A 15,555-nucleotide genomic window follows, 5' to 3' on the forward strand; every position below is an offset into this window, starting at 1 on the left:
TTCGCAACAACCTGGATCATCGCGCTCAACTAGACTCGGGCCGCTCAATCAAGAGCATCGTGCGGAGTGCGCCATGGAAGTGCCAAACAACAAGAACGCCATCGAAAGCAATCGTCAGGCGTGGAACGATTCGGCCCGTCACCATCAGGAATCGCCCGAGTGGCAGGCCTTGCTGAGCGAGGTCACCCGGACCGGTTTTTCCTGCCTCGACGAAACCCTGAGCGGGTTGCTGGAACAGGTCGGCGTCGATGGAAAAGACGTCGTGCAGCTGTGCTGCAACAACGGCCGCGAGAGCCTCTCGCTGTTCGCGCTGGGTGCGCGAAGTGTTGTCGGGGTCGATCAGTCGGCGGCATTTCTTGAACAGGCCCGTGTGCTGAACAGCCGTTCGCCGCAACAGGCCGAATTCATCGAAGCCGATATTCATCACTTGCCCGAATCACTGCGCAATCGCTTCGACGTGGCGCTGATCACCATCGGCGTCCTCAACTGGATGCCCGACATCGGTGAATTCTTCCGCCACGTCGCCTCGACCCTGAAACCGGGCGGGCAACTGGTGATCTACGAGACCCACCCGTTCCTGGAAATGGTCGATCCCGACGCCGAAGATCCGTTTCGCCTGGCGACCTCGTACTTTCGCCAAGAGCCGTTCGTGCAGCAGGAACCGATCGTCTACGTCGGCAAGATCGAGCAACAGGTCGCACCGTCGTACTGGTTCGTGCACAACCTCGGCGCCATCTTCACCGCCGCCCTCGACGCCGGGCTCGCCATCGCGCACTTCACGGAATACCCGCATTCGAACCGGGAAGAGGCGTATGACCAGTATTTGAACCGCGAGGCGCAGATGCCGATGTGTTTTACGTGGGTGGGGGTGAAGGGCGAGTAGCGCAACTCTCAGGTAATTGAATGATTCAGCACATGCCCTGGTTGCGCACAGAGATCGATGCCAAGTGCATGAATAACTCTGAGCACAGTGTCAAAGCGGGGCTTGGCTCCCGGCGCGAAAGCTTTGTACAAGCTTTCGCGACCCATTCCCGAGTCCTTGGCTATTTGAGTCATGCCACGTGCCTTGACTACATAGCCGATTGCACGAAGAAACTCCTCGTTGTCACCGTCGGCCAGCACTTGGGAAAGGTATTCGCTGATGGCTTCATCGCTGTCCAGCAATGCTGCCATATCAAAAGTTGTCAAAGTCTGGCTCATGGTTAAACCTCCTTTGCCATTTTTTTTGCACGTCTGATGTCCGCACTTTGTGATGATTTGTCCCCACCGGCCAGCAGGACAATGACAACACCACTACGCATCGTAAAGTAGACCCGATACCCGGCACCGACATCAACGCGCATTTCCGATACACCGTCACCTACCGGTTTGATGTCGCCTAGATTACCTGCTGACGCACGATCAATGCGACGGGCAATAGCAACCTTGGCTCGCACATCACGAATCGAGGTGTGCCATGCCATGAAAACTGCTGTTTGTTGTATGAAGTAGTTCATAGCTCGACTGTATCCACTTGGATACGAATCGAGCAGTCAGTCAGTTCGTTTATCAGACTTGGATGTATCGTCAGAGTCTGTAGGCAAGCAGGAACTGGTTTTGTAGGAGCTTACGCTGGCGTAGCTCCTACAGATCGCAGGAAAAAGCTGTCAAGCCTGCGCAGCCGCCGTCACCACCGGCCGCCCCGGTTTACGCAGCGGTTCCAGTCGCGAGCCTTCATAGCGCGTCTCGCGGAAGAACCGCCATTTTCCAAACAGTCCATAGACGTGGGTGACGCGACCCTGTTCGTGATAGCCCATGCGGATGTGCAGCTTCAGCGCCGGGATGTTGTGGGTTTCGCAGACGTCCACCACCTTGTGGCAACCCTGGGCGGCCATGGCTTGCCAGAGGGTGACTTGTACGTCCACCGAGAGGCTGCTGCCGAAGTAGGCGCGGGTCATTTCGCCGCCGAATTCGAAGAACTCGCCGGGCTGGACCGGGAAGTTGCAGCCGTAGTAGTGACGGTCGTGATAGTCCCGGGTGCTGCCCCAGATGAAGGCCACGGCGTGGCCGTCGGCGTCCAGGTACATGTGCCCGGTGTGGCCTTCGCTGGCGAGTTCGGCCATGGTCTGCACACGGTCACCGAAATGCTTGCCGAACGCGCCGGCATTCTGTGGCGTGATGTCGACTTTGCGCAGGCCTTCGTAAGGGCGCAGCTTGTGCGGCGGCACCGGGCTGATCAGGTCGCGCTCCATCCACAGCAGTTCCCAATGGAAGAACACGTAGCGTTTCCACAAGGTGGAAAACGTGCGGCCCAGGCCTTTTTGCTTGATGCGTTCGCGCAGCTTTTCGATGACGCTCATGATGCCCTCCGTGGCCGAAGCCCGGGTGTTTTTGTAGTTGGCTTTTGTGGGTATAGATCAAGCTGGCAAGTACATTTCAAAGTGCCATCTTCGAAAGTGTTGCCAGTTGTGTAACTCAGTCGAGTGCCGCGGCACCGCGTAGAAAATCCTTGTTCAAGTCGGCGTAGGAAACCCGTGGAACCCCCGGGAGCCGCCGCTCTAGCACGCGACTCAGGGACTCTCCGGGTTCGAGATAGGCATCACCGAAATCGGCCCCGAGCTGATTCGGGTGGGCAACGATTTCCAGCACACCGTCGGTCGGCGCAGGCTCGTTGCGCAGGTCCACCGGGGTGCAGACATAGTCCGCCGTCGCACCGGCCAGCCCTTGCAGACGACGGTTGAGCAAACCCTTGAACAGGCGCTTCGGCAGACTGAGGTTCTGTCCCAGGTTGCGCGCCAGTCGCACCGGTACGCCCTGGTGAGCGGCGAAGCGCGCGACGATCTCGCCGATCGGCCAGATGTTGTGCACGTGCTGATGTGAATCGATGTGGCTCGGGCGCACGCCATGATCGACACAACGCTGCCACTGCGCCTGCAATTCTTCCTGCACCGCTTCACGATCTTCACGACCCAGCCACAGGCTGTGCCGCGCCAGGCTCAGATCGAACACCCCGTGGCTGTCGCAGAAGGTGGGGCGGGCGAGAATCCCCTGGCTCAATGGCCGGCCATACGTCACGTTGAAGTGCAGGCCGACCCGACCTTCCAGCAAGTGATGGCGGGCCATCGCGCAGGCCGCTTCGAAGGCCGGCATGTTGGCCATGGCCGTGGCGGAACTGATGACCCCGGCCTGGAACGCACTGAAGATCACTGCGTTTTCGTTCGGGCTCAGGCCGAAATCGTCAGCGTTGACTATGACTTGGCGAGGCATGTTCGCCCTCCGTGGTGGGGTGGGTTGCCGGTTTCGCGAGGACCGCCGGTTTTGTCGTTGCCTGCCGTGCGCGCCACTGCTGCAGTTTCGGTTTTAGCCGCTGCCAGAGGCGCAATCCCAACCCCAGCAAAACACCGCTCGGCCGCCAGGAATAGAAACTCCAGCGCCAGTGCTCCAGTTGTCCGGTCATGCGTTCGTGCAGTTGGTGGCTGGAGTTTTCCAGGCTGACCCGCGAGGCATCGATCCAGCGCCAATGGTCATCCAGCCCCCAGCGAATCCATTCCTCCAGCAACACCCGGCCGCTGCCCAGATCCGCGTACTGCGGCAGGAAGGCGAGGTTGTAATCGTAGAGCCGGCCCTGTTCGAGCAGGCCGAGCCGGTAGCTGATGCAGCGACCGTCCAGCTCCAGCGTGACCACCCGCACCAAACCCTGGGCGGCGAGGGCAGTGAAAGCGTTTTCGATGCAGCGGCGGCTGCGTTCGGTGGCGAAGATGCCGACGCCTTCGTCGCCTTTCCAGCTCACCGCTTCGACTTCGCGGATGGCTTGCAACAGCGGGCCCATGGTCAGGGCATCGGGCGTGATTCGTCGCACCGTCGCGCCACAGGCGGCAATTCGTTTGCGCGCGCGGCGCAGCTTGTAGCGCGGGTCGCCGGAGACTTCCTGATGATCGGCCTCGCTGATCAGGTGCACCGGCACCCGACAGCTCAAGCGTCGTTCGGCGTTGGAGCTGCGGGCCATCCATTGCGTGAGGACACTTTCCTCGCCCGCAGGCTCCGACAGTTCGTTGAGTTGCAGCAAGGCGTGGGGCATGCGCTGGCGAATCAGCAGCAGCGCCTGGCGCATATCGTCGGCCGTCAGCACAGACAGCAGTGCCAGACGATCCGCCAGCGGATAACCCAGGTGATGCACCACGGCAAACGGTATCCCGCCAAAGCGTTCACGGCCGGCCACCAGCGGCAGGCACAGGCGCAATTCGTCCGCTTCCCAGCCCAGCAGAATGTGCAGATGCTCGTTCGCGTCGAGTGTCTGCTCTGCCGCGATCAGCCAGCCGAGGCTGTTGAACGGCGTGTGATCCGTCACCCGCAGGCGCAGCGCTTCATAAGCCGCTGCCGGGAAGTCAGGGGCGCACAACGAGGTGCGCCATTCGAATCGCGCCATAGGCTCAGGTCGCCGTTGCTGTGACAGAGGGACGGGAAGGTTTGCGCAACGCATCCAGACGCGAACCGCTGTAGCGGGTTTCGCGGTAGAAGCGCCAGCGGGCGAACAGGGTGTACACGTTCATGATCCGGCCCTGTTCGGTGTAGCCCATGCGCAGGTGCAGCTTGAGCGCCGGGATGTTGTGGAATTCACAGACGTCCACGACCTTGTCGCAGCCCTGGGCGGCCATGGCTTTCCACAGTTCCAGTTGCAGGTCCACCGACAGTTCGGTGCCCCAATAGGAACGGGTCAGCTCACCGCCGAACTCGAAGAACTCGCCGGGCTTCACCGGGAACATGCAGCCGTAATAGTGGCGGTCGAAATAGTCCCGGGCGCTGCCCCAGATGAAGGCCACCGCATCGCCGTGATCGTCGAGGTGCATGTGCCCGGTGTGGCCTTCGTTGGCCAGTTCGGCCATGGTGCCGACGCGGTCACCGAAGTAGCGGGCGAAGGCGCTGGCGTTGTCCGGGGTGATCTTCACCACCCGCAGCGGCGGATACGGTTTGAGGCTGTGGGGCGGCACCGGGCTGACGAGGTCGCGCTCCATCCACAACAGTTCCTGATGGGAAAAGACGTAGTGCTTCCACACCTTGGCCAGCGTCGCACGCAGGCCTTTTTGTTTGATGTGTTCGCTGATTTTTGTCACAACGTTCATGGTCGTTACTCCTGATGACGTGGCATCGCGCGGCAAGTGGCCTGCGCGGCAGGACATCAACGGGCGGTTCATCACGTGCGCCAGCTCAGGGAAAACAGGGTCTGCCCCGGCAGCTCGAAGCGCACGCGCCCGTCCTGGCAACGGAAGGGCGCGTCGCGGCTGCGGTTGTCGGCGCCGAAGTAGCGCAGGGCGCCGTTGTTCAACGGGCACTTGGCGCCCGCCAGATCGACACGCTGCAACCGCGTGCCCTTGTTCACACCCAGCAAGCCGCGCTGATCGTCGCCGGCCATCGCCAGCACATCGACTTCGAAGGCATCGTTTTCCAGCCACAGCACCTTGTGCAGCCAGTGTTGCTGGATGAACTGCTGGGCCAGGCCCACGGGTTTGAGTTCGAAGTGTTGTTCATCCGCCGAGACGCGCAACATGCCTTTCGGATATTCCGGCTCATCGGCGGCCTGGAACCAGTTGAGCATCGTCAGCAAGCCGTCCTGGGAGGCGTTGATCACCACCGAGGCCCACCACAACGAGGTGTAATGGGTTTCCTGATCGTAGGGGCTCAGGCTTGAGCCGCTGGAGAGATTGGTCTGATCCAGCAGCAAGGCCTTGCGGGGTTGGCCCTTGGCATCGAGGCCCACCAGATCGGCGGCGCGGCGCACGCTGTCGCGGTACACGCGGGTGGCGAGCAGGTCGCGGATCATCCATTCGTGCCAGGCCAGTGCATCGACCTGATCGGCGGATTCACCGAGCAGTCGCCGGGCCCAGTCGATGCCGCGCTTGTTCGCGGCGTTGTCGGCGAACGGGCCGTTCACCAGCCGCGAACTGGCCGGCATCGCAATGCGCACGCCGGCCCGGGCATTGGCCGGATCGCTGCGCACCTGGCGGGCCATGCTGGTGAAGATCGAGCGGTATTGCTCGTAACTCGAATAGTTGAGGTTGGGCTCGTCGGCAAAGCCGATATAGTGCGTGCCTTTGCCGCCAAGCCGCCGGGTGCTCGCGAGCCAGGCGTCGAGGCCGCCGTTGCTTTGCACGTCGGCACGCAAGTCGGCTTGACGCTGGCTGCCGGCAAGCAAAGTGATGTCCTGACGAATGCCGAAACGGTCCTGATAGACCTGGCGAAACGCATCTTCGAATTGCGGCTTCTTCGCCGTCACATCGACGAAGCTGTAGTAACTGGCGGCCGTCGGTTTCAGCGCATCGAGGGCGGCATGGCTGGCGGGTGGCGGCATGACGTAGGGCAGGGCGATGCCCAGATCCGGCGTGCGGCCGAGGACTTTGTCATGCAGGGTCAGGCGGGTCTGGCCGTCGTCTTCGCGCAGCGGTTTGAGCTGCTGCGGGTTCTGCGCGAACAGATTGGCCGTGCCATCGAGCCAGAACGCCGCTTTGCCACTGCCTTGCAGACGCAGGCGCCAGACTTGTTCGCGATCGCTGACCGGCAGCGTGACCTGATCGAATTGCCAATAGGCGCGATAGGGTTTGAGCGCCAGTGACAGCTGTTGGCCGTCGCCGACCCGCTGTGCTTGCAAGGCGCTGACGCCACCGTGGAACTTGCCTGCGAGCACCGCGTGTTCACCCGGCGCAATCCTGAAATACAGCTCATCGCCGTCCCGGGTTTCCGCGCTGAAATGCACCTTGGCCGGGGCGAACAATGCGACGGTGTTTTCGTCGTGCTCGACCCGGTAATTGCGAAAGCTGTAGCCGGGGATTTCCAGCTGATAACTCGCGGCCCCCGGTGCCAACGGCCAGCTCTGGCTGCCACGGGTTTCGCTGGCCTTGATGAAGCGCTCGCCCTGCAGTTTGCCCTGGCCGTCGAGCAGGTACAGGTGTTCTTCATTAGCGTCCGCCTGCCACGCCGGCGCCCAGCGCACGGTCACTGAGTCGGGGCGATCCGCTTGCAGGTACAGGCTGCCGTCGCGAATGTCGCCCCAGCGCATCGACGCCGCAAAGGCGTCCAGCGACAGGCCGAGACCGAGCAGCAGGGCCAGACTTTTCATGCGGCTTTCCTGCGTTGCAACATCAGCCACATCGGTGCGATGTCGCCGGGCAGGATGATCAGGGTTTGCCAGAACGCCACGCCGCTCAACCGGCAATACAACACCAGCATCGCCACGGTCACCGCCAGATAGGCAATCGACGACGCCGCTGCGGCGCCGACAATCCCGTAAGCCGGGATCAGCACCACGTTCAGTGCCAGGTTGAGCAGGGCGCCAAGGCCCATCAGCAGCGATACGGTGCCGGGGCGATTCTTGCCCAGCAGGTCGAGCCGAAGAATGCTCGCGTAACACAGGCCCAGCAGACCCGGCAGTAACGCCAGCAGCGCCGGATACGCCGGTTGATAGGCGGCGCCAAACAGGGTGACGATCAGCCATTCGCCGATCACGGCCATGGTCAGGCAGGCGCCGAGCATCACCGTGGCGGTCAGGCGCAGGGCCAGCGGGGTGACCTTGTCCATGCCTTCGTCCTGTTGCAGCAGGCGTTTCATCAGCGGCGTGGTCACCGCTTCCGGGACGATCAACAACAGTTCGGCGGCGGCGCTGGCCATGGCGTAATGACCCAGCGCGGTACTGCCGAGCAGGGCGCCGATGAACAGGTAATCGGAGCGCAGGATGACTTGCTGGAACAACAGATCCGGATGGCTGCGGGCGCTGTAGCGCAGCAGTTCGTTCTGACTGGCGCGGTCCCATTGCAGCTGCAACGGCTGCGCGCGCTTGAGCCAGACCCAACCCGCCAGCACCACCAGACTTATCCCGGCCAGCCAACTGATCAGCGCCGCTTCCAGTGCCGCTTCTTTCCACATCCAGAACAGCGCGAGAAACAGCAGCAGCGGCGCCAGGGATTCCACCAGACGCAAGGCATTGAACGCGACCACGCCGCCGGACGCATTGTGCAACGTCAGCAGGCCGCTCTTGAGCACGGTCAACGGCACCGCCAGCAGCAACAGCCACGCCAGCAGGCCCAGTTGCACGGTCACGTCCAGTTCACTGCCGAACTCGCGCACCAGCGCCACCACCAGCAAGGTCAACAACCCCGCCAGCAAGCAACCGAACACCAGCACCTGAGCCAGCAGCAAACCCATCGGCCGTTGTTTGGCAGCCTGGTAACCGACGGCGGAATTCAAGCCGCCGCTGGTGGCCGCGTTGATCAGGTCGGGCAGGGTGCTGAGCAGGGCAAACAAGCCGCGCTCGCTGGGGCCGAGGATCCGCGCCAGCAACACGTTCCTCAGCAGGCGCAGGGCGATCATCGCCAGTTTGGTGCCCATGCTCAGCGCCAGGTGCTTGAGGTAACTGCTTCGACTCATGGTCGCGCCCCGCGAAAGATCCGCCACGACAGCAACTCGGGGTTGCGCGCCGTGCGTTGACTGACGCCGAAGCGCGGCAGGTTCAGCGGATCTCCGGCGCCGCGATAGATGCCGGTGCCGGTGCCGAGGGCGAACGGATAATCGTGGCTGGCAATCTGTTCGCGGACTCGCGCGTCGTTGTCGCCGTTGGGGTAGCAGTACACCGGCAATGGCCGGTTGCAGCCGTTGTTCAGGGCGTCGCGGCTGCGGCTGATTTCTTCGCCCAGACGCACGTCGTCGAGTTGGGTCAGGATCGCGTGGCTGGCACCGTGAGGACCGAAACGCACCAGCCCCGAAGCCTCCATCGCCCGCACCTGATGCCAGTCCAGCGCCTGGGGCAGTGACTCGGGCGGGCATTCGTTGGTCAGGCGTTCGAGGATCGAAGGGTCGGTGTTCTTCAAGCCTTGCAGATAGTGCAGCAACGTCAGGCTGCGACGATCCACGTCGATGTCGTCCATCAGCACCGGCAATGGATGGTGGAGCGCCTGCAGGCAGTCGATCAGGTGCATGCGCGGTTTTTCACCGTGGCTGCCCCACAGGGTTTCACCGATGCTTTCCCACCAGAAGCGCTGGCGGCTGCCGATGAAGTCCGTGGAGAGGAAAATGCTCGCCGGCACCTGATGCTTCTGCAGCAGCGGGAAGGCGTTGGCCGCGTTGTCGCGCCAGCCGTCATCGAAGGTCAGCGCCACTTGCGGGCGCTCGCGGCGCAGGGCGTTGGGCTGGAGGATTTCCATCAGCGGCACGCAATCGAAGTGCCTGCGCAGCCACACCAGCAAATGCTCGAAGGCTTTCGGGCCGACGCACAGTTCGTTGCGATGCGGCAGGTCGGCGGCGCGGTCGTTGGACAGCACCCGGTGCAACATCAGGATCACCCCGGCGCCGTGCAACTGGTTTCGTCCCACGGGCGAGTTGAGATAGAGCCAGCCACTGGTGCGTTTTATCAGTTGTTTGATCGCCATGGCTTGAGCCCTCTCAACGGTTTTGGTCAGGGTTCCACTGGGCGTAACGCTGGCCGCGCAGGAACTGCCACAGGCCGATGCTCATGCCCGCCAATGTCACCAGCAGGAATGCCGCAAGGCGGAACGGTTTGGGTAAGCGGTGTTGCGAATCCAGCAGACCGGCAATCGCGATGGCGTAGCCGATCAGTTGCGCGATCAGACTCAGGCGATAAAAACCGTGGTCGTCCCACAGCCAGAAATTGCTCAGCAGCAACGGCAGCAACAGGATCGGTGCCAGCCGCCGGATCAATTTGTGGCTGATCAATGCAATCGAATACAGCCCGTGCTTGAGCGGATTAAGCAGCTCGCTGCGCTGGGCCAGGCTTTGCAGGCCGCCAACGGTGACACGCTGACGGCGGCGGAATTGTTTGTCCGCTTCATCGACGCCGTGGTCGATCACTTGCGCTTCAGGCACGTAGACGATGCGTTTGAATTTCACCGGGGCGCAGGTGCTGATGAAGAAGTCGTCGTTGACCTCCGCCGGCACGTCCTCGAACAACTCACGGCGCAGGGCGAGCAGGGCGCCGTCGGCGGAGACCATGCAACCGGTGCGGTTCTCGACCCGGCGCAGCCAGCCTTCGTAGTGTCGGTACAGGCTATCGCCGACACTCAAACCGCCGCCGGTGACCGGGATCACCATGTGCCCGGCGCAGGCGCCGACCTGCGGATCGCTCAGGGGCGCGAGCAGGTAGCCGAGGGTTTCCCGCGACCATTGGTTGTCGGCATCGGTGAACACCAGAATGTCGCCCGTGGCCAGGGCCACGCCGGCATTGAGTGTCGCCGCCTTGCCCTGGCGCGGCAGGTCGAGCACGGTGATTCGTGAATCGACCACTTTGTGCGCGCAAGCCACCGTGTCGTCGCTGGAGCCGTCGCTGGCCAGAATGATTTGCAGGGTGGCCGGCTGATAGTCCTGGGACAGCAGCGAACGCAGCTTGTGTTCGATATGCCGCGCCTCGTTGTGCGCGGCGATCACGATGCTGATGTTCAGCGGCGGCGCCGGGCTGTGACGCCACGCCGGGAACAGCGGCGCCAGCAGTGTCAGCAACAGCGGGTAGCCGACGTAGGCGTACACCGGCAGCAACAGGCACATCCAGAAAATGAACTCAGCCACGGGCAGGCCTCCTGGCATTCCAATGACACAGACTGAGAATGAACGCCGCGCCGGCCAGGTGCAGGCGCACCCAATGCAGGCCCCACAGTTGCAGGGTCAGGCCGATATCGTGCTGGCGGCGACTCTGACGGATGCTGAGCACCAGCGCCGGGATCGTGGTCATGATCACCATGACCGCGGCGTGATGGGGAAAGCCGTTGAGCAACGCGGAAATCGCCAGCAGGTCCAGCAGCCACGCCGCCAGCGACAACAGTGGAAAACGCAACAGACGCAGGCTGAAACCATGGGTGCGCAGCAGTTGCAGATGACTGCCCTGGCGCCACATTTCCTTGCCCATCCATTCGCGCCAGTTCATTTCGTAGCCCCAGTGCAGGGCCACGGATTCGTTGACCGACAGCAGTCGCGCGCCCTGTTCGCTCTGGCGCAGGGTGAATTCCTTGTCTTCGCCGGTGCGCAGGGACTCGTTGAACCCGCCGACCTTGTCGAACCAGCGCCGATGCATCAGCAGGTTGGAGCTGGGCAACCAGTCCACGGCATGGGCGGTGTGGCTGGTCGGGCGCAGGGTGCGGCGTTGCCAGGCCACGGCGTACCACGGTGCAGAGGCGGGGGTGTGCAGATCCAGTCCGAACACATCGGCGTGGCCCTCGGCTTCGAGGGCGAACAGCCCGGTGAGCCAGTCTTCGGGCATTTCGATGTCGGCATCGATGAACGCCAGCCAGTCACCGGTGGCGACGGCGGTGCCGCGATTGCGCAGGGCGCCGATCAACACACCCGGCACCACCAGCACTTGCGCGCCGAACTGGCGGGCGATCTGCGGGCCCTCGTCGCTGGAGCCGTTATCGACCACGATCAGTTCGCACTCGACGTTGGCCGCATGGGCGGCTTTCTGCGCCGCCAGCAGCGTGCGGCCGATGTGGCGGCCCTCGTTGTACATCGGGATGACAACACTGATCCGGCTCATGTCCTTGTCTCCACCAACGGTGCTTGCTCGGCCTTCAGGCGCAGGACGCTGGTGAGCGCGAGCATGATCCACACGTACTTCTGGTTCGGTGCACTGAGGAACATCAGAAACAGGGTCAGCGACAGGAAACCCACCCCCAGGTGGGTCATCATGTCGGCCTGCTCCCAGTCGCGGCGCTGCATCCAGGCGCGGCGTGCGCGGATCAGGTTGTACAGGCCCAGGGCGAGCATGCCGACGAATAGCAGCCCGGCAGGAATTCCCAGTTCGCTGAAAATTTCCAGGTAGGTGTTGTGCGCCCGGCGGTACAGGTCACCGATCTTGCGGTTGGCAGAAAACGCCTTGGCGTACCCGGTGGTGGCGTAATGCAGGGGAAAGGTGCCGGGGCCGGAACCGAGCAGCGGGTTCTCGCGGATCATCTGGCTGCCGACCACGATGTACGAAGCGCGACGGCCAAGGGACTCGTCATCGTGGCCCCGGGCGCCGGCACTGAGCACGCTCAGCGACTGGATACGCGCCAGATAGCCGGCGGGCATCGCATAAATCGCCAGCGGAATCACAATCGCCGCGCCGAGCATGGCGAAGCCCAGGTGCCGTGGGCGGATGCGTGTCAGTTGCGCGCGGTAGTGCCAGCAACCGATCACCAGACTCAGCGCCAGCACCACCAGCCCGGAGCGCGATTCGGTCTTGGTCATGCCGCCGAGCAGCAGCAGGCAGCAACCGCCCCAGAACAGACGGTGCAACAGGTTCGGGCTGCGAATGATCAGCAGCAGGCCCAGCGGTACGGCGAAGGCGATCAGCATGGCGAAGGCGTTCGGGTCTTCGAGCAGACCGGCAGCGCGGCCCTGATCCTGGAATTTGGTCGAAAACATCGCCATCGCACAGGTGGCGCTGACGGCCAGTGTCACCAGGCGGGCGAACAGGTCGAGGTTCAACTCGCGACCGATCAGCAAGGTGATGACGAACAGGATCAGACCGACGCTGAGTTCGCGCAGATGACCGAGGGACATGCCCATGTCATCGGTGTTGAGCAGGCTCAGAAAGTACAGAACCATGAACCAGATCAGGTAACGCCAGATATTGCTGCGCAGGCGTTCCGCCGGGATCTGATGCATCGCCAGTTGCAGCATCAGGATCACTGCCAGTGACGCGCCGATCAGCTTGCTGCCCGACAGCGAGCTGTCCTTGAAGAAGCCCTCGAACGGCACCAGCGCGGCAATGCCGAGCAGGCCCCAGGTCGGCTTGCGATAGAGCACGGCGAACCCCACCAGACCGAGCACCGCGCCCGGCGCAAGATAGGGCCATGGGCTGGCCAGCAAGGCGATGCAGACCAGACCCAGCAAGCTGACGATCGAGAGCGGGAAAATCATGCGCGTGCCTCCCGTGCCGTGCGGATGTACAGCTGCGACCAGCGTTCGGCCAGGGCCTTGAGGTCGTAGCGGTCCTGTTGCGTGCGTTTTGCGTTGTCCCGCAGCCTGCGCGCCAGCCCGCTGTCGCTCAGCAGGGTGTCGAGCTGACGGCCCAGTGCGGTACTGTCGGTCGGCGCGGCGAGCAGGCCGTTGTGCCGGTGTTCCAGCACATCGGGAATCCCGCCGACCGCAAAGGCCACCACCGGCACGCCGGTCTGCATGGCCTCCAGCAAAATCATCGGTGTGCCTTCGGTGCGCGAGCTGATCACCAGCGCGTCGAGTCGCTGCCACCAGTGGCGCATGTCGTTCTGATAACCCGGCAGGCGAATGCGCTGCTGCAACCCGGCGGCGTCGATTCGTACCTGCAAGGCCTCGCGTTCCGGGCCGTCACCGAGCATCACTGCGTCGAGCTGCGGGTGTTGATGACACAGCGGGATAAGGGCATCGAGGAACAGATCCGGGCCTTTCTCGCTGCTCAGCCGGCCGACATAACCGGCGAGCCAGCGCGGATTTTCGGTTTGCAGCGTTTGCTGGGCGACCGCTGCCGGCAGGCCGTTGGGGATCACTTGCAGCTTCTCCGCCCGCACGCTGGCCTGGCGGTGCAGCACCGCGATGCTTTCGGCCACGCACACCACCCGGTCTACCGAGGCCGTGCGGCACAGTTGCAGGCTGAGCCAGGTGTAGAACTTCTGCTTGCGGCTGCGCGGGGTGAAACCGTGTTGCGTGATCACCAGCGGCAGACGCAACAGCGAAGCACCCATCCAGCCGAACAACAGGCCCTTGAAATTATGGGTGTTGATCAACGGACGCTCCGCCCGGCGCTGACGCAAATGCCCGAGCAGTGCGCCGAGCCCGGCGCAACCTTGCGCATCCACACCCGCCTCGCGAAAGCGCTCGATCAGCTGCGCTGGCGCATCGAGAAACAGCACCTGATGCTGCCCCGGTGTCGCCAGGCAGTGATCCAGCAACATCCGCTCGGCCCCATAGAAGCCACCGCTGCTGAGCAAATGAATGATCGGCAGCGCGGCATTCGGGGAGGACGGCGTGTTCAATTGCGCACCCAGTGCACGAAGCTTGGCACGGTCCAGTTCTTGTGCGGATTGCCCGGCTGGGTGCTCTGATCGTTGATCACCAGCAGCACCGGTACGCCCAGCTCGTGGCTGATTTGCGCCGGGTGTTTGAAGCGATGATCGAAGAACTCACGCACGTAGACCAGGGCAATCGCCAGCAGCAGACCGGTGAACAGACCGAACGGAATGATCAGCAGCGGTTTGGGGAACGCCGCTTCGGTCGGCTCGAATGGCGGGCTCAGGACCCGGGCGTTCGACAGGTCGTCGTTCAGCGCGCGGGTGGTGCTGCTTTCGGCGAAGCGTTGGGCGTAGGTCGAGAACGCGGCATGCAGGGCGTCGATTTCGGTGTCCATCTGCCGCAGTTTGCTTTGGGTCTGCTGCAAGTCATGGATGCGCGCCTTGAACTCGGCGATGCGCGCCGTCTTCTGATCGATCACCTGTTGCACCACCGCCAGATCGTTGGTGCGTTCCTGAATGCGGTTGCTCACCACTTTGAGGAACTGCTGGCGGGTGCGGGCGATCTGTTCGCGGGTCAGCAGCATCGGCTCGCTGCCGGGCTGGAACACTGCCAGATCGTTCATGTAACGGCTGACCTGGGTGGTCAGTTGTTCGCCCAGCTGTTTGATCTCCCGGTCTTCGAACGCCACGTTGTCGACGGTGGTGGTGAAGGTGTAGGGGAAGGTGTAGTCATTGAGCTTGTTGTTGCTGGCGGCGGCCAGGCTGGTTTTCAGGTATTCCAGCCAGCGCTGACTTTGCAGCAGACGATCCTGATACAGGTTCAGCGCCTGCTCTTCAGTGTTTATCGCATTCAGGCGGAAGGTGATTTCTTCCTTCGGATCCGCCGCGCCGACACGTTCCAGCAAGGCCTGGCGGTTGGCTTCCAGACCGTCGAGGCGCACTTGATACAGGTGCTTCTTGGTCTCGTAGAAGGACTGCGGCAGGTCGATCGATTGCAGCGCCTGACGGCTGACCAGATAGTTCTGCAGCAGGGCGGCGACGAAGGTCGTGCCTTGATGCGGATCCGGGAAGCTGTAGACGATCGAGATCACGTTGGAGCCGGGCAGGGTCTCGATCTTCAGGCTGTCGATGGCCTGTTGCGTCAACCCGTCGAGCACGGTGTCACGCACCGGATCGGTTTCCAGCCCCAGCAGATTGCGCAGCGGGTTGATCAGGTACTGACGCAGCGGCGAGGTGATGTAGCGCCGGAATGGATCGCCGATCAGTTTTGCGAACATCCCGGGCGGCGGGGTGTATTCACCCTTGTCCCGCAGTTCGCTGATGGTCTGGCGGATCAGCGCCGGCGAACGCAGGATGTTGCTCTCGGTTTCCATGTCCGCCAGTGACGGCGGGATGAACGTGGCGTTGTCCACGGTCAGCGACGTGGTGGCGTCGCCCTGGGAGAGTTTTTTCGACTGCACGATCACCTGGGCGGTGATATCGAAGCTCTGTTTGAGCACCATCGGCAGCACCAGCGCGATCACTGCAAAGATCAGGAAGACACGCTTCACCAGCCGCTTGTTGGCGAAGAAGATCCTGAAGAACTCATGCAGGTAGTTTTCCTTTGGATTCATGTCAG

Annotated in this window: 15 protein-coding genes; 1 reads left to right on the plus strand and 14 read right to left on the minus strand. The window is 62.7% G+C overall.

Features of this window, described 5'->3' with window-relative positions; all coding sequences use genetic code 11:
- The first annotated feature begins 73 nt into the window (after positions 1-73).
- Complete coding sequence (locus ACKLNA_RS22115; protein WP_408987101.1) at positions 74-883, plus strand: class I SAM-dependent methyltransferase; 810 nt, start codon at positions 74-76, stop codon at positions 881-883.
- 8 nt (positions 884-891) lie between these two features.
- Here the strand turns inward: ACKLNA_RS22115 and ACKLNA_RS22120 are convergent, their stop codons facing one another.
- The 14 genes from ACKLNA_RS22120 to ACKLNA_RS22185 all read right to left on the minus strand — a co-directional run bounded on the left by ACKLNA_RS22120 (position 892) and on the right by ACKLNA_RS22185 (position 15,550).
- Complete coding sequence (locus tag ACKLNA_RS22120; protein WP_408987102.1) at positions 892-1,200, minus strand: addiction module antidote protein; 309 nt, start codon at positions 1,198-1,200, stop codon at positions 892-894.
- A gap of 2 nt (positions 1,201-1,202) precedes the next feature.
- Entirely contained in the window at positions 1,203-1,496 is a 294-nt protein-coding gene (locus ACKLNA_RS22125) for a type II toxin-antitoxin system RelE/ParE family toxin (RefSeq protein WP_102622395.1), read from the minus strand.
- A gap of 150 nt (positions 1,497-1,646) precedes the next feature.
- On the minus strand, positions 1,647-2,339 hold the full coding sequence (locus ACKLNA_RS22130) for a GNAT family N-acetyltransferase (RefSeq protein WP_085712097.1): 693 nt from the start codon (positions 2,337-2,339) through the stop codon (positions 1,647-1,649).
- Positions 2,340-2,454: 115 nt separating this feature from the next.
- Entirely contained in the window at positions 2,455-3,246 is a 792-nt protein-coding gene (locus ACKLNA_RS22135) for a ChbG/HpnK family deacetylase (RefSeq protein WP_408987103.1), read from the minus strand.
- On the minus strand, positions 3,218-4,405 hold the full coding sequence (locus ACKLNA_RS22140; RefSeq protein ID WP_408987104.1) for a GNAT family N-acetyltransferase: 1,188 nt from the start codon (positions 4,403-4,405) through the stop codon (positions 3,218-3,220). The genes ACKLNA_RS22135 and ACKLNA_RS22140 overlap by 29 nt, the downstream gene beginning before the upstream one ends.
- A gap of 4 nt (positions 4,406-4,409) precedes the next feature.
- Entirely contained in the window at positions 4,410-5,099 is a 690-nt protein-coding gene (locus tag ACKLNA_RS22145; RefSeq protein WP_085712100.1) for an N-acetyltransferase, read from the minus strand.
- 71 nt (positions 5,100-5,170) lie between these two features.
- Entirely contained in the window at positions 5,171-7,090 is a 1,920-nt protein-coding gene (locus tag ACKLNA_RS22150; protein ID WP_408987105.1) for a hypothetical protein, read from the minus strand.
- Positions 7,087-8,394: a lipopolysaccharide biosynthesis protein gene (locus ACKLNA_RS22155; protein WP_408987106.1), complete on the minus strand. Its 1,308-nt coding sequence runs from the start codon at positions 8,392-8,394 to the stop codon at positions 7,087-7,089. Before ACKLNA_RS22155 ends, ACKLNA_RS22150 begins: the two co-directional genes overlap by 4 nt.
- Entirely contained in the window at positions 8,391-9,392 is a 1,002-nt protein-coding gene (locus ACKLNA_RS22160) for a polysaccharide deacetylase family protein (protein ID WP_408987107.1), read from the minus strand. The genes ACKLNA_RS22155 and ACKLNA_RS22160 overlap by 4 nt, the downstream gene beginning before the upstream one ends.
- A gap of 13 nt (positions 9,393-9,405) precedes the next feature.
- Entirely contained in the window at positions 9,406-10,542 is a 1,137-nt protein-coding gene (locus ACKLNA_RS22165; RefSeq protein WP_408987108.1) for a glycosyltransferase, read from the minus strand.
- Complete coding sequence (locus ACKLNA_RS22170) at positions 10,535-11,503, minus strand: glycosyltransferase (protein WP_134826211.1); 969 nt, start codon at positions 11,501-11,503, stop codon at positions 10,535-10,537. The genes ACKLNA_RS22165 and ACKLNA_RS22170 overlap by 8 nt, the downstream gene beginning before the upstream one ends.
- A complete protein-coding gene (locus ACKLNA_RS22175) occupies positions 11,500-12,870 on the minus strand; it encodes an O-antigen ligase family protein (RefSeq protein ID WP_408987109.1) in 1,371 nt (456 codons plus the stop codon). Before ACKLNA_RS22175 ends, ACKLNA_RS22170 begins: the two co-directional genes overlap by 4 nt.
- Positions 12,867-13,973, minus strand: a complete 1,107-nt coding sequence (locus ACKLNA_RS22180; RefSeq protein WP_408987123.1) for a glycosyltransferase family 4 protein — start codon at positions 13,971-13,973, stop codon at positions 12,867-12,869. The genes ACKLNA_RS22175 and ACKLNA_RS22180 overlap by 4 nt, the downstream gene beginning before the upstream one ends.
- Complete coding sequence (locus tag ACKLNA_RS22185; protein WP_248744502.1) at positions 13,958-15,550, minus strand: Wzz/FepE/Etk N-terminal domain-containing protein; 1,593 nt, start codon at positions 15,548-15,550, stop codon at positions 13,958-13,960. Before ACKLNA_RS22185 ends, ACKLNA_RS22180 begins: the two co-directional genes overlap by 16 nt.
- Positions 15,551-15,555: the final 5 nt, after the last annotated feature.

The organism is Pseudomonas sp. UV AK001, assembly GCF_046097675.1.
In the GTDB taxonomy this organism is placed as follows: Bacteria; Pseudomonadota; Gammaproteobacteria; order Pseudomonadales; family Pseudomonadaceae; genus Aquipseudomonas; species Aquipseudomonas kribbensis.